General features: G+C 50.5%; 12 protein-coding genes and 1 pseudogene. All 13 read right to left on the reverse strand.

Annotated features, from left to right (window positions below; all coding sequences use genetic code 11):
- Positions 1 to 20 precede the first annotated feature (20 nt).
- A complete protein-coding gene (locus ACLIN2_RS15760) occupies positions 21 to 1,121 on the reverse strand; it encodes a M42 family metallopeptidase (RefSeq protein ID WP_411501510.1) in 1,101 nt (366 codons plus the stop codon).
- A gap of 23 nt (positions 1,122 to 1,144) precedes the next feature.
- On the reverse strand, positions 1,145 to 2,674 hold the full coding sequence (locus ACLIN2_RS15765; protein WP_411501511.1) for an FGGY-family carbohydrate kinase: 1,530 nt from the start codon (positions 2,672 to 2,674) through the stop codon (positions 1,145 to 1,147).
- Between the two features lie 54 nt (positions 2,675 to 2,728).
- A complete protein-coding gene (locus tag ACLIN2_RS15770; protein WP_411501512.1) occupies positions 2,729 to 3,478 on the reverse strand; it encodes a DeoR/GlpR family DNA-binding transcription regulator in 750 nt (249 codons plus the stop codon).
- 276 nt (positions 3,479 to 3,754) lie between these two features.
- Positions 3,755 to 4,939 (reverse strand): ROK family transcriptional regulator, encoded by a 1,185-nt coding sequence (locus tag ACLIN2_RS15775; RefSeq protein ID WP_411501513.1) that lies wholly within the window; start codon positions 4,937 to 4,939, stop codon positions 3,755 to 3,757.
- A 123-nt stretch (positions 4,940 to 5,062) separates the two neighbouring features.
- Positions 5,063 to 6,103 (reverse strand): annotated as a pseudogene (locus tag ACLIN2_RS15780) (MFS transporter).
- A 99-nt stretch (positions 6,104 to 6,202) separates the two neighbouring features.
- On the reverse strand, positions 6,203 to 7,075 hold the full coding sequence (locus ACLIN2_RS15785) for a sugar phosphate isomerase/epimerase family protein (protein WP_411501514.1): 873 nt from the start codon (positions 7,073 to 7,075) through the stop codon (positions 6,203 to 6,205).
- 107 nt (positions 7,076 to 7,182) lie between these two features.
- Positions 7,183 to 8,178, reverse strand: coding sequence for a Gfo/Idh/MocA family protein (locus ACLIN2_RS15790; RefSeq protein WP_411501515.1), 996 nt, complete (start codon positions 8,176 to 8,178; stop codon positions 7,183 to 7,185).
- On the reverse strand, positions 8,175 to 9,107 hold the full coding sequence (locus ACLIN2_RS15795; RefSeq protein ID WP_411501516.1) for a Gfo/Idh/MocA family protein: 933 nt from the start codon (positions 9,105 to 9,107) through the stop codon (positions 8,175 to 8,177). The genes ACLIN2_RS15790 and ACLIN2_RS15795 overlap by 4 nt, the downstream gene beginning before the upstream one ends.
- Positions 9,108 to 9,137: 30 nt before the next feature.
- Positions 9,138 to 10,340, reverse strand: coding sequence for an ROK family transcriptional regulator (locus ACLIN2_RS15800; protein ID WP_411501517.1), 1,203 nt, complete (start codon positions 10,338 to 10,340; stop codon positions 9,138 to 9,140).
- A gap of 33 nt (positions 10,341 to 10,373) precedes the next feature.
- Complete coding sequence (locus ACLIN2_RS15805; protein ID WP_092276635.1) at positions 10,374 to 11,336, reverse strand: ABC transporter ATP-binding protein; 963 nt, start codon at positions 11,334 to 11,336, stop codon at positions 10,374 to 10,376.
- Positions 11,329 to 12,321, reverse strand: coding sequence for an ABC transporter ATP-binding protein (locus ACLIN2_RS15810; RefSeq protein ID WP_411501518.1), 993 nt, complete (start codon positions 12,319 to 12,321; stop codon positions 11,329 to 11,331). Before ACLIN2_RS15810 ends, ACLIN2_RS15805 begins: the two co-directional genes overlap by 8 nt.
- A gap of 18 nt (positions 12,322 to 12,339) precedes the next feature.
- Complete coding sequence (locus ACLIN2_RS15815; protein ID WP_092276628.1) at positions 12,340 to 13,233, reverse strand: ABC transporter permease subunit; 894 nt, start codon at positions 13,231 to 13,233, stop codon at positions 12,340 to 12,342.
- Between the two features lie 21 nt (positions 13,234 to 13,254).
- Entirely contained in the window at positions 13,255 to 14,178 is a 924-nt protein-coding gene (locus ACLIN2_RS15820) for an ABC transporter permease subunit (RefSeq protein ID WP_092276625.1), read from the reverse strand.
- Between the last annotated feature and the right edge of the window lie 2 nt (positions 14,179 to 14,180).

Here is a 14,180-nt window from a genome sequence, read left to right on the forward strand (position 1 = left end):
CTCCTCTGGTAGATAATAGGTTATCCGCGGCTAAGATCCAAATTTTGGTCGAAAGTGAGCAAAAGCTTTTCCAGCAAGCAAATGAGCTGCTCCACATCCTGTAAATCCACTGCTTCTACTGGCGCATGTGTGTAACGGGCTGGGTAGCCGAGATCGATCATTGGAATGCCGTCATTTTCCAATTGGCTAAAGGAAGCATCCGTCAGAATGCCCATAAAGACTGCTTGCTGCAGCGGGATTTCCTGTTCGCTTGCAATCTTTTGCACATGCTTCACCAGCTTGGGATTGGGGATGAGTCCACCCAAAGTGCCTCTTCCATGGAAGGTGTACATGCCAAGGCTCGGGCCTCCACCAAGACGAATATCCCCGCTGCCTTTTAGATCAGGTGTATCTGTCGCGATCGTAATATCCAGCGTGATTGCCAAGTGCGGATTTATCTTTCGCACGGCTGGCAGCACCCCGCGCAGGTTAAACTCTTCCTGCACGGAAAAGACAATGTACAGCTCGCAGGGCAGCTCGGTATGCTGCAAACGGTCTGCCAGCTCAAGCAAGGTCAGGCAGCCCACACGGTTATCGAGAGTATTGCCAAATACGATCGAGCCATTGTCAAAAAACTGCCGGGCGTAGCCTACCGGTGTACCTGGTGAAATTCCTGCATCCAGCGCCTCCTGCTTGCTCCGAAAGCCAAAGTCCGCATAGATCTCATTTACCGGAAGCACCTTATATTTCTCGTCTTGCTTTGTGACATGGTGGGATTTCGTGCCGACAATCCCGTTCCACCGCTTTCCCTCCACTTCGATCAAAAGAGTCGTACCTGCCAAGCTCTTCTCCGGAATTCCGCCCAGCCGCTCCAAGCGCAAAAAGCCGCTTTCCTCCACTTTGGTAACTACCAATCCGAGTTCGTCCATGTGAGCGAACACCATCACCCGAAACGGATTTTCCGCCTGGATCCGATTCATTCGCACAATGACATTCCCGAGCGCATCGACCTGAATATGCTCCGCCGCTCCTGCCAGCCTATCCTTTACATAACGGATGACAGAATCCTCGTATCCGGACAGAGCCAGGCAAGACGTCAAATCACGCAGAACCTCTTTCATTTTTTGATAGTCTGGAATCATGCTTTCGTTCCCCCGTTGTTTGGTTAAGTGAGCTCATCCATTAAATCTCGTGTTCGCTGATACAGTTTTTGATAGAGTTCGTAGTAGCGCTCATAGACAAGCAGATGCGTCTTCTGCGGTGCAACCTCTTCCTTGACTTTTACCCATTGAGCCATATCCGTAAGATCTCGATACCAGCCGAGTCCAAGCGCACACAAAAAGGCGTTTCCGTAAGAGGCACCCAGTGTAATTTCCGGGATGATCTGAGTCAGTTGGCAAATGTCACTCACACTTTGCAGCCAAAGGCGATTTCTAACACCACCTCCTACCGCAATGGCTCGATGGATCGGAACATCCATGCTTCGGATTTCGTCCATATTGTGGCGAATGGAAAAGGAAATGCCCTCTAAAATCGAGCGGTACATGTCAGACTGCGTGTGATGGAGGGTGAGTCCAAAAAACACACCCTTTGCCGCAGCGTGATGAATAGGCGTCCGTTCTCCGCTAAAGTAGGGAAGGGTGAGCAGCCCATTTGCCCCAGGTGGGCTCTGCTCTGCCAGCTTCGTCACATACGTGTAGGCTTCATCGACCGTCATGCCATTTCCCTTTTGTCCAGCTGCCGACAAGCATTGATCGATAAACCAGCGGGTGAGTGAGCCTGCTGTAGCCGTGCCACCCGTAATGGTGTGGTAGCCAGGAACCGCGTGCAAATTGGCCCATAAGGTATGTGTCTTTGGCAAATGGGGAGCAGCAAGAATGAAGAAGGTAGAGCTGCCGTACATCAGCATCAGATCGCCTTTGTTCACCGCTCCTACGCTAATCGCCTCGGAAAGCGCGTCGGCTGTACCAGCAATCACTTTCGTTCCGGGGGCAAGTCCAGTCTGTGCGGCTGCCCGCTTCGTTACTTCTCCTACGATCTCGTGGCTCCAGGTGAGTCGGGGCAATTTGTCCAACTCACAGATAGCACCCGCCATTTCCTCGCTCCATTTCAACTGATGAATGTCCAAAAGCGGTGAGTAAGACGCAGCCGTGTAACGATCGATGACCTGCTCATCCGTAAGCTTGTAGACGAGATACCCCGAACCACAGAGAAACTTGGCCGTTTGCTCATACACATGCGGCTCCTCTTGGCGGATCCAGAGTATTTTCGGTCCTGCCGATTGGGCTGATAAGGATTGTGCCCCAACTTGGAAGATCCGCTCTACCCCTATTTTTTCGTTACATTCATGGACCTGCTTTTGCGATCGCGTATCGACTCCGTACAAGATTGCTTTGCGTAGGGGCTTTCCCTCGCTATCGACCGGGACGACGGCTGGGGCGATCGAGCTGACTCCCACGGCTTTGATCTCGTCCGGTCGGATCCCGAATTTGGCAGCGGCCTTTTGCGTGATGGCTTTGCTCAAATGCACAAAGTCGTGCCACCACGTATGCTCCGCATCATGCTCGGCCCAACCGCGTTGCGGGATTTCCAGCTGATGGGCCACCGACTCGCTCAAAAGGAGCTTGCCGGCCTCGTTTACCAACGCTCCCTTTGATTCATAGGTCCCGATATCTATCCCTAGCACATAAGCCACATTCTTCACTCCCCTCGCAGCCCAAGTAGATCGCCTCTAGTGCGCTGGACATGACTAGACGAAAGTAATTTTTCCTTTGAAATGGTCTTCTGGAAGCTCCCCGCCAAAGTCGCCTTTGTTCGTGATCATTTCATCGATCTGCTCGGCTTCACATACCTGGATCAAGGAAGAATGTCCAAATTTCGTCCTGTCCACAAGGGCGATGACTCTTTTGGAGCGATCGATAAATGCTCGTTTCACTTCCGTCTCTTCGATACTGTAATCCGTGAGACCCGTTTCCAGATTGATGCCCGCTACCCCGAGATAAAAGCGATCAAAAGTGAATTTCCTAATCGTCTCTTGGGCGATGCTGCCGACCATCGACATTTCCGTTTTACGAATCAGCCCACCGATCATATACACCTGAAGATTGCTCTTGGCGAGAATCGAAGCGACCTGGATGCAGGAGGTAAATACCGTGATCCCCGAGCGCTTGGCCAGTTCTCTCGCCAATTCCGCCGTCGTAGTACCGACATCCAGTGCGATGACCTCTCCCTCCTGAATCGTGTTTGCTACATACTTGGCTATTGATTGCTTGAGCTCGTTGTTTTTCTTTTGCCGTTGATTAAACATCGGCTCAAATCCTAGCTCGGGTAGAGAAGCTCCTCCTCTTTTGCGAACAATCATCCCTTTCTTCTCCATCGCGGCCAAGTCTCTGCGGACGGTAACCTCGGAAACGTACAGGGAAGCAGCAAGTTCTTCCACCGACAACGGGGATTTTTCGTTCAGAAAATTCAGAATGTCTTTCTCGCGATCTGTCGCCATGCTTATCGATCTCCTCTTGAGTGAAATGATACACGAATGATCATATACGATCAATTAAAAATCATGAATAATCAGAAATTGATCAGTTCAAAATATTAATTCGATCATATGTGATCATGAAAGCGATTGCAATACTCGGCAGCAGAATAATAATGAAACGAAAAAGACGCTTGAAATGCATCGTCACTCGACGCATTCAACCGTCTTTTCCAGTACCTACGCCACTAGGAGGAATGGAGCTTTGCCCATTTGCAGTCTGGCAGGCTCTCCCTCCGCTTACTCCTCTGACAAGCGACCCGCGAGCGGTGCAAAATGCTGCATGGCCAAAGCACCTGCTCCCATGACGATGCCATCTCCCCTCAGTTCGGACGGGATGACCTTGAATGTGCCTCGAAACGGCTCCCAAATCACTTGCTCACTATGTTCTTCCACCAAGTCTACGATCTCTCTATAATTCTCAATCAGCTCTCCGCTCAGAATGACGGTATCTGGATTGTACATGCAAACGATGTTGTTAATGGTAATGCCAATGTACAGTGCGGTACGCCAGATGATCTCCTTTGCCCAGCGCTCGTTGTTTCTCGCGGCTGAGTATACTTGGCGAACATCCGTAATTTCACTTACACGCCGCGCTTCCATGATCAGTGAATTCTCGTCGACATAGGTTTGCAGGCAACCGCGCTTTCCGCAGTCACACAGATTGCCGTTTGGATCGAGCGTCGTATGTCCAAGCTCTCCGGCGCTATTGGAGCCACCCCGGAAAACCTCTCCATTGATGATGAGCGCAGATCCAATGCCAGTACCGATCCCGATCAAGGCCGTTTTGTTTGAGCCTTTGGCAGAACCGTACAGATACTCCGAAAGAATTTTTACTTTCAGATCGTTATCGATCACCGTTTTGATCTGCAGCTCTGCTTCGATCATCTTGGCGAACGCTACGTTCTTCCACCCTAAGGTTGCGGAGAATTGGACAATGCCCTGCTCGTAATTGATAACACCAGGGACCCCGATCCCGATCCCGATCACTTTTTCGCAGGGAAGGTTTTGTTCCTCCACCATCGCGCGTATCTCCCGGCAGATCAGCTCAGCCGTCTCCTCAGGCATAGATTTTTGGGCCTGATAGTCTACCCGGCGATAGACCGTCACGGTTTCACTAAAATCCATTAATCCAAAGCTGATCCGCTTTTTTTCGATGTCTACACCGATGGAGTAAATCGCTCCCGGCTCAATATCCAGCATGACGGCTTTTCTGCCCAGACCCGAAGACGTCAGATTCGTTTCGCGAATAAAGCCTTCCTCGCAAAGCTCACTGACAAACCTGCCGATCGACGTCGCACTCATCTTGGTGATTTTCGTTATTTCGGCTCGGGAAATAGGTCGCTGTTTTTTTATAATATCGAGTATCATTTGCTTGTTATGTTGTTTGGTTACGTCCTGGTCATGTTTTACGATTTTTTTCATAGCTACTACCCCCTCTTACCTTTGACATTCCCTTATACCTCTCTATGTAATCCTTACACTACCTGTCCGCCTAGCGTTCGTCAACGGCACAGCAAACAACCACCCGACTCTCCCGGATGGCTGCTATCTAGTAGATTGGTGAACGGCCGCCTCATCCAGCCCTTTGTATTTGACATAGAGGGACGTCAGCAGAAGCGCTGCCCCATTCATGATAAAAATGACCCGGATCGGCACGATACCTCCGAGAAAACCTCCAAGGATTGGCCCAATCATATTGGCAAATTGGACGGCAGACTGGTTCAACCCGAAAGCTCTTCCACGAAAATCAGGCTCAATCACTTTGACAATCAGGGCATTGATCGCCGGATAAACGGCAGCGAAAAACAAGCCGTACAAAAATCGCAGGATACCAAACCCGTACAGATTGGTAAAAAAGTATTGCAGCACACTTCCGATTCCACCGCCTACCAGCCCGAAAACCAAGACCTTGGTGTAGCCGATTTTACTTCCGATTTTCCCCCAGTGCGGAGCTGCCAGGACTGTCGCTACGCCAATCGCAGAAATAATGATGCCCGAGCTAAGCGAAGCATCCTGCTGCGCTGCTCCAAGCTGCAGCACGTACACGGTCAGCAGTGGCTCTAAAAGCATGACGGAAACGGTCACCATCAAGCTGATTCCCAGAACAATCATGAAACGAGGGTTCAGCATCGCCACACGCAAATCGTCCCGGACTTTTGACCGCTGCTTAAAAGTGACGTGAACCTCCCGGACAAAGAAGGTAGCAATCAGCGCTGCCACAAGTACGAGACCCGAGGAAAAAAGAAAAGGCTTCCCGATTGCCCCACAAATGACTGACAACGCCCCCAATCAAGGGCCCCACAATGCCTCCCGTCGCTCCACTTGTCGCCATGATTCCCAAAGCGTAGCCTGCGTGTGCTTCGGGAGTGTTGGTCGCGACCAGCGCAATCGCGGATGGTACAAAGCCAGCTAAAAGACCTTCCAGCATTCGAAGGAGACTCCCGACCATGCCTCCAAATGCTCGCGAACCCCAAGCGTGTTGTACATAAAGAGCGGCAAAAAGGGGATCGAAAGGGAGTAAGCAGTACTACAGAAAAATACCCCGATCCACAGAACCACGAGATTTCTTTTCCAGGAGAACGACATGGCCTTGTTAAACCTTCTTTCCTGCAAACAGCTGCATTTTCTAACGAAAAACAGAAGGAAGCATCACGATGCAGATCGCAATGCTTCTCCCCTTTCCTCCTACGCTTCTTCCCAGAAACGCCGCAAGTTGTCCATACCAATTTTTGAGCCTTCCCGGCAATCTTCCATTCCTTCGAACTCCACTGTAATATAGCCGTCGTAACCAGATTCCTTCACCAGCTTGACGACTTCGCGAATTGGGATATCGCCCTGGCCGACAATGGCTCCGCGCAAGAAATTGCCAAGAACCGTCTTGAACCACTTTCCGCCGCCTGGCTCTTGGTAATACGGACGGAAATAAAAGTCCTTGAAATGAACAAGCGAGGCGTATGGCAAATTCTTTTTCACACCGACCAGAGAATGCTCATCCACGCACATAAAGTTGCCAATATCTAGGGTGGTTTTGAAATTCGGGCGATTGACCGCTTGCAAGACACGTTGGACGCGATCACTCGCTTGGACGAGCCAGCCGTGGTTTTCAATGGTCGTTGTAATGCCAAATTGGGCTGCGTAGTCGGCGATTTGCCGGCTGCCTTCCACCATGATTTCGAGGTTGTTCTCAAAATATTCGATCGTCGTTTGCTCTACAGGAACCGTAAACGCAGATACATCGTGACGCATATGCTTGATGCCCATTCGGTTTAGGAGATCCACATGCGTTTTTACACGTGCGACCTCTGCCTCAAAAGCTTCTTCTGTTTCCTGAATGAAGTTGGTCGGCATCGAATAGTTGGACAGCTCAATCCCTACAGCCTTGGCTTTGTCCCGTACGGCGTCGGCCAGCTCATAGTTGTCGACCAAGGTGAAGCCGTAGGGCACGATTTCCATATGCTCGCCACCGTTGTCCGCAATCCATTGCACAACATCCAGGACATCCATTTCTCCAGCTCTGATGGCAGTCAGCAAACTATATGTGCTCAATCCAATTTTCATGAGATCCACCTCTTCTTTTTTATCATGGTCAATGGGTTACGTGTCATCCAGCACGCTCTGTACATCATTTTGGTTTTGGCTCCATCCCTCCTTTCCCATTGCAAGAATCACTCGGGAAAAGTCACCCTGTCGATGATGACAGCTTGCTTGCAGCGGTTTGATTCATAAGCGGCTTTGACGATTTCCAGTGTGCGCAGACCATCCTCTCCTGAAATCGATGGTGCTCTTCCTTCTTGGACACATTGAATGAAATCCGCAATCAGCCCTTCGTCCATATCCTTTGCCCACGGGAGATGCAGCACCCTGTTGGCCTGATCATTGTAGTAGAGAGCATGCTGCTTAAACACATCGACCGACAGCGTGCCTTTGGTCCCTACGATTTGCATGGTCACGTCTCCCCACGTCGGAAATGTTTTCGGTCTGGACCAGCTCGGGTCGATGGTCACGATCACACCAGACTCCATTTCCAGTGAAACGATTCCGCAATCCTCCACATCGATGTCGTAAAAACGGGTATCCAGCTCGGCGTACGCACTTTTCCCTTCATCCTTTAGCAGCCAGCGAACGAGATCCATTACATGAACGATGTGGTCGGTAGCGGCTCCCCCGCCGGAAAGCTCTTTCTCAATGAACCATCCGCCAGGCATTTGCCCGTGATTCGTCCCATTGATCGCCAAAACTTCTCCGATCGCCTTGGATTCTATCAGCTGCCTGACCTGCTCCATTACAGGCGCAAAACGGACAGGATAGGCAATTTGCAAGATGACCCCTTCTTCCTTGCAGGTGCGGATCATCTCTTCGGCATCCTTCACTTCAGTCGCAATCGGCTTTTCGCATAAAATCTGCTTTTTGGATTTGGCAGCAGCGATTACATGCTCTTTATGCCTGGCATTTTCCGAGCAGACAATGACCGCTTCCACATCCGTCTGCAAAAATTCCCGCAGATCGCCATAGTAATCGACCTGATAGGTTGCAGCTGCTGTTTTCCCTCGCTCCTCGTCGTGATCCCAGATAGCCGTGAGTTGGACATCTGGGTGCTTTTGCAAGTAAGTAGCATAGCTGTGAGCATGCATATGAGCGAAACTGATGATCCCTACTTTCATTTGGCACTACCCCCGTCCATGAGCTGAACCGGTTGCCCCGCCCCAGCCGATTGTCGTGCAGCCTGGGCGATTATTCGCGCCATCCTCACGTCTTCTGGAGTCATTCGGAGCGCCTCTTGGCCGGACACAGCGCGAATAAAGTTCGTTCTGCGGCTGGTACAACGTTCGGCAGCGGCTCCACCAGCAAAACGCTTGGCAGCAAATTCCGTGTGTACCAGCTTCCTATTCGTGTCCCACACAATCGGCTTACAGTCGTCACTGTCGTACTGAAGCATGCCCGAGGCACCTGTCAATTCAAAAGAGGACCGCTCGTCTTCCTCTGCCAAAGACAGCTCGATATGCGCAATCGTTCCATCGGCATGCTTCACGATAACCAGCGCATATTCGACTGCTTGCCCCGTTTCGTCCATGTGCTTGACACTCCTGGCCATGACTCGCAAGACATCACCGAAAGTCCACCTCAGCCAATCGAATACCTCGGCACCCAAGACGTCGAAAATGCATCCTTCTGTCGCCGGCAGTGCACTCCGTTGCATCCGGATCACACCTGGCTTGCCGATCGCGCCCTGCAAGACGTGCTCGCGAGCCTGTACATACACGGGGGAAAAGCGCCATGCATTTGGCAGCAGCAGCATTATGCCTTGTTTCTCGCAGATTGCTTGAAGCTCACTGATTGCTTCGATATCGATTTGCACATTGGCATCACAGATCACATGCTTTTTGGCTTCTACTGCGAGCTCGATCCATTTTTCAGGTGCCGTCACACTCGGGGCGATGTCGACAGCATCGACCTCTTGATCTTTTACCCATTCTCCAAAGACAGCTAGATTGTCTGCCACACCTATGATCTTTATCTCGTTTACCTCGGGCCAGGCACACTGCTGCTGCGTGCTCCCTGCTGCTGTATCCGCGATGACTACTTTCCACATGTGACATCCCACCTCCAAATCAATCAAGTTCTACAACGAAAATTGAAACGTATCCTGCAGCACGACTGCAGCTGCCCCTACGACTTCCACATTTTCTCCAAGGGAATTGAGACGGATCGCAAGTCCCTCGGTAAAAATGCCATGGGCATATTCATGGACATATTCCGTTACCTTGGAGACGAGCAGTTCATTTTCAAACGCAATTTCTCCGCCGAGAATAATGGCCTGCGGATTAAAGAGATGGACGAGATTCACCAGACCTGACGCCAAATAAGAAGCTGTTTCTTCTAAAATGCTCTCAGCGAGCGGGTCGTTCTGCGATAGCGCCTGTCGAAAAACCGCTGCGGAAATACGATTGACGTCGTGACCGGCGAGCTCAAAAATACAGCTTTGCTTCCCTTTTGCAAGCGCAGACAAAAGCTTGGCGTAAATCGCTGGCCAACTTACATAATTTTCCAAACAACCAATATTTCCACAATCACAGCGAACGCCCGTGCGGTCAATCGTGGTATGCCCAAACTCCCCGGCTCCGCCAGCAAATCCGCGGTAGATGGAGCCGTTCACGAGAATGCTGGAGCCCAAGCCATCCCCGATCGTCACATAGATCATGTTTTGATAATGGCTGAAATCACCGATGCTCTTTTCGGCAAGCAGATAGGCATTGGTGTCATTGTCGAGCCAGGTTTTGCTGTGAAAGCGGCTTTCTACGATCTCTTTCACCGGAATGTCCTTTAATTTCAGCTTTGGATTATAGCGGATGACTCCATTGTCCGAATCCACGATTCCTTGCGTCACGATGGATATGCCAACGCAGTTGTCTAAGCTTTCATAGGGCAAAACGAACTGCTCCATGATTTGCAGCAAGTACGCGATAACCTGGTCACCTTGATAGGGCTTGATCGTGAATACTTCTTTTTTGCGGACCTTTGCTTCCAGATTCATTTCCGCAATCGTTATTTTAGACCCACTAATCGAGATCCCGATTAAGAAACGGCTGTCGGGCGAGAACTGCAGCAAGATCGGCTTTCGTCCTCCATTTGAAGTTCCTGTTCCAACTTCACTGACGAGCGAGTCACGAATCAGTTCACTGACTGCCGACGTAACGGTTGTAGGGCTCAGCTTGTGCCGTTTCGCTATTTCGCTTCGGGAAATGGGTCCATAATGACGGATCGTGTCGAGTACGATGGATCGATTCAACTCTTGGATTAGCTTTAAATCACCCGTCCTGCGCATGGTACCCTTCCTTTTACTTCGTAGAATAACTGCTTATAAGTGGCAAGCTACAAAATGACCGCCCACCTCTATTTCCCGCAAGCGAGGGACAGTGGATTTGCACATATCCATGCTGTACGGACAGCGAGTATGGAAAAGACAGCCGGATGGCGGGTTTACCGGGCTGGGCACATCCCCCTGCAAGATAATCCGCTCCCTTTTTGCTCGTGGGTCGGGAATCGGAACAGAGGAGAGCAGTGCTTTGGTATACGGATGCTGGGGATTTGCGAAAATGGATTCTTTCGGTCCCGATTCGACCAAGGAGCCCAAATACATCACGCCGATTTTATCGCTGATATGCTCCACCACGCTCAAATCATGGGATATGAACAAGTACGTCAGTTGAAACTCTTCCTGCAAATCCTTCAGCAGATTCAAAATTTGAGATTGAATGGACACATCCAGTGCAGAAACCGGCTCATCCGCCACAATTAACTTCGGCTTCAATATGAGTGCACGCGCTATGCCAATCCGCTGCCTCTGACCGCCGCTGAACTCGTGCGCGAATTTATCAGCATGGTAGCTGTTCAACCCGACCACATCTAGCATTTCTTCTACGATCTTTTCTCTCTCTGCAGCAGATAGCTTGGTATGGATGACGAGAGGCTCCCCTACGACTTCGCGAATTTTCATTCTCGGATTGAGCGAAGCGTACGGGTCCTGAAACACCATCTGTACTTGCTTTCGCACTTCCCGTAGCCGGTTTTCATTCATTTTTGAAATTTCTTCCTGATTGATCCAGATTTTCCCCTCATCGGGAGTCAGCAGCCTCGTCACCAGACGCCCAGTAGTGGACTTGCCGCAGCCGCTCTCGCCAACTAAGCTGAAGGTCTCTCCTTCCTTGATTTCAAAGGAGACATGATTGACTGCCTTCACGCTTTTTTTGCTGCCCAAAAATCCACTGTCTATGGGAAATGTCTTTTTGATCCCGTCTACTACCACCAGCGACTTAGACATGCGCATCCCTACTTTCTTCGCGATAGAGCCAGCAGCGGCAAAAGCGTTCTGAACCTGTGGCTGTAATCGTCGGTTCTTCCTCCCAGCATACGGGCATGACTTCCTTGCAGCGCGGAGCAAATTTGCACCCTTTTGGCATTTGATTCGGATTGGGCACATTGCCTGGTACCGAATCGAGCCTGGAACGCTTTTGCCCCAGCTTTGGAACCGAGCCGATCAAGCCTTTTGTATACGGATGCTTGGGATCATCGAATAAATCGTAGACAGATGCTTCTTCCACCACTCGTCCTGCGTACATGACGACCACGCGATTGCACATCTCCGCGACTACACCCAAGTCGTGTGTGATCAAAAGCATCGACATATGCTCTTCGGCTTGGAGCTGCTTCATCACATCGAGGATTTGCGCTTGGATCGTCACATCCAGCGCGGTAGTAGGCTCATCTGCAATCAGCAAATTCGGTCGGCATGACATGGCCATCGCAATCATAATGCGCTGCCTCATCCCCCCGGACAGCTGGTGCGGATACTCGCTGATAATCTCTTGGGGTCTCGGAATCCCTACCTTGGTCAGCATGCTTATCGCGTGCTCTTTCGCCTGCTTGTCAGAATAGCCTAGATGCAGACGAATCGACTCCATGAGCTGCTCACCGATTTTCATCACGGGATTGAGGGACGTCATCGGCTCCTGGAAAATCATCGAGATTTCTTTTCCGCGAATCCCGCGCATGCTGCTCTCAGAAATGGACAATAGGTTCGTTCCGTTATACTTGATTTCTCCGTTCGTGATTTCCCCTGTCGTATCTTTAAACAGACGCATGATCGAAAGGGAGGTCACGCTCTTTCCACAGCCTGATTCACCGACAAGGCCGAGCACTTCGCCTTTTTTTATGTGAAAGCTGACATTGTCCAAGACGACTGTCTTTTTGTTATCTCTCGTAAATTGCGTTTGCAGATGCCTTACTTCGATGATGTTTTCACTCATCTGCCCCAACTCCCTCGATTAATTCTTCGTTTTCGGGTCCATAATATCTCGCAAGCCATCGCCCACCAGATTGAACGCCAGCACGGACAGGAAGATGACCAAACCAGGGATCATCACGACGTGCGGTGCGGTGTCCAGATAATCGCGCCCCATGCTCAGCATCGCTCCCCAGTCAGGACTCTCAGGCTTTGCTCCCAATCCGAGGAAGCTAAGGCTCGACGCTGCCAAGATGGATGTTCCGATACGCAAGGAAAAGAAAACGATCATGCTCGAGACGGTCTCCGGAAAGATGTGGCGAAAAATGATCCGGCTGCTTCTGGCTCCCATGGATCTCGCCGCCTCTACAAAAACCGCTTCCTTCGCAGCAAGCGTGTTCCCGCGAATCAACCGAGCAAAGGAAGGGATACTGAATACGGCTACGGCAACCACCACGTTCGTTAAGCCAGGACCGAGAATCGCGACAATCGCAATCGCCAGGAGAAGATCAGGAAAGGCAAACATCACGTCGCTGGACCTCATGATGAGGCGATCCAGCCAGCCCCCATAATAACCGCTGCACAATCCCAAAATCGTCCCGATCACCGCTCCCACCAAGACCGAGGTAAAGCTGACACTGAGTGATATGCCGGCACCTACGATGATCCGGCTCAAGATATCCCTGCCATATTCGTCCGTCCCTGCCCAGTGCGCTTGAGATGGTGTCTGCAGGATCGCATCATAATCGGGCTCATAAGGATCGTACGGCGCAAGAATGGGTCCAAATACGGCGACGAGGAGCAGGAAGATGATAAAAAAGCCAGCCCAAAATGCCGTTTTTTGTTTCTTCCACTTTGTCCAAAACTCACTCATCCTCGAGCGCTTCTTTTCCTCGGAAACCAAAGAGATTTGACTCACTTCTTTCACTGCTTCCATAAAACATCTCACCCCTTTTGGTTAGCTATCAAAGCGGATTTTCGGATTGAGCGCTTTGTATAAAATATCCACCAGGAGATTCACCAAAATGAATTCCAGCGAGAACAGCAGAATGACCGCTTGCACAACTGGGTAGTCGCGGAAGGCAATCGAGTCAATCAGAAGCCGCCCCATTCCCGGAATGCTGAAGACGGTTTCCACCACAACCGAGCCGCCCAGCAAAAATCCGAATTGCAGGCCTGCTATCGTGACGACAGGAATCATCGAGTTTTTCAGCGCATGCTTGCGTACGACTACCGATTCCTTCAAGCCTTTTGCCCGACCGGTCCGAATAAAGTCTTCCTTTAAGGTTTCGAGCAGCGAGGATCTGGTGAAGCGCGCTAGCATCGACATGATTCCGGCTCCCAGCGTAATGGAAGGAAGAACATAGCTTTTCCAGCTGTCTGTCCCACCTGTCGGAAACCAACCGAGCTGAACGGAAAACACTTGTATGAGAATGAGTCCCAGCCAAAATCCGGGTAAGGAAATGCCTGAAATCGCCGTAAGCATCCCTAAAAAATCGGGCCATTTATTGCGGAACACAGCAGAGATCGTACCGATTACTAAACCCAGAACAAGCGCCCAGCCTAGACTCATAAATGTCAATTTCAACGATATCTCGTACCGATTTTCGAACATATCGCTAATCGGAAGACCTGTCTTTAACGAGTGACCCAGATTACCTGTGAACAAGTTTTTCATATAGTTCAGGTATTGCACAGCCAATGGTTTATCCAATCCCAATTCCTGACGAACCCGCGTGATTTCCTCCAGCGTTGCCTCTTTTCCCGCCGCTAAACGTACAGGATCACCTGGTACCAAGTGAATGAAGAAGAAAATGAGCAGCGACACGATGAAAATGATCGGAATGATCCCGATAAGCCTCTTCACGATATAACGGAACATAT

This window comes from Brevibacillus centrosporus (assembly GCF_046622605.1).
Taxonomy (GTDB): Bacteria; Bacillota; Bacilli; order Brevibacillales; family Brevibacillaceae; genus Brevibacillus; species Brevibacillus centrosporus.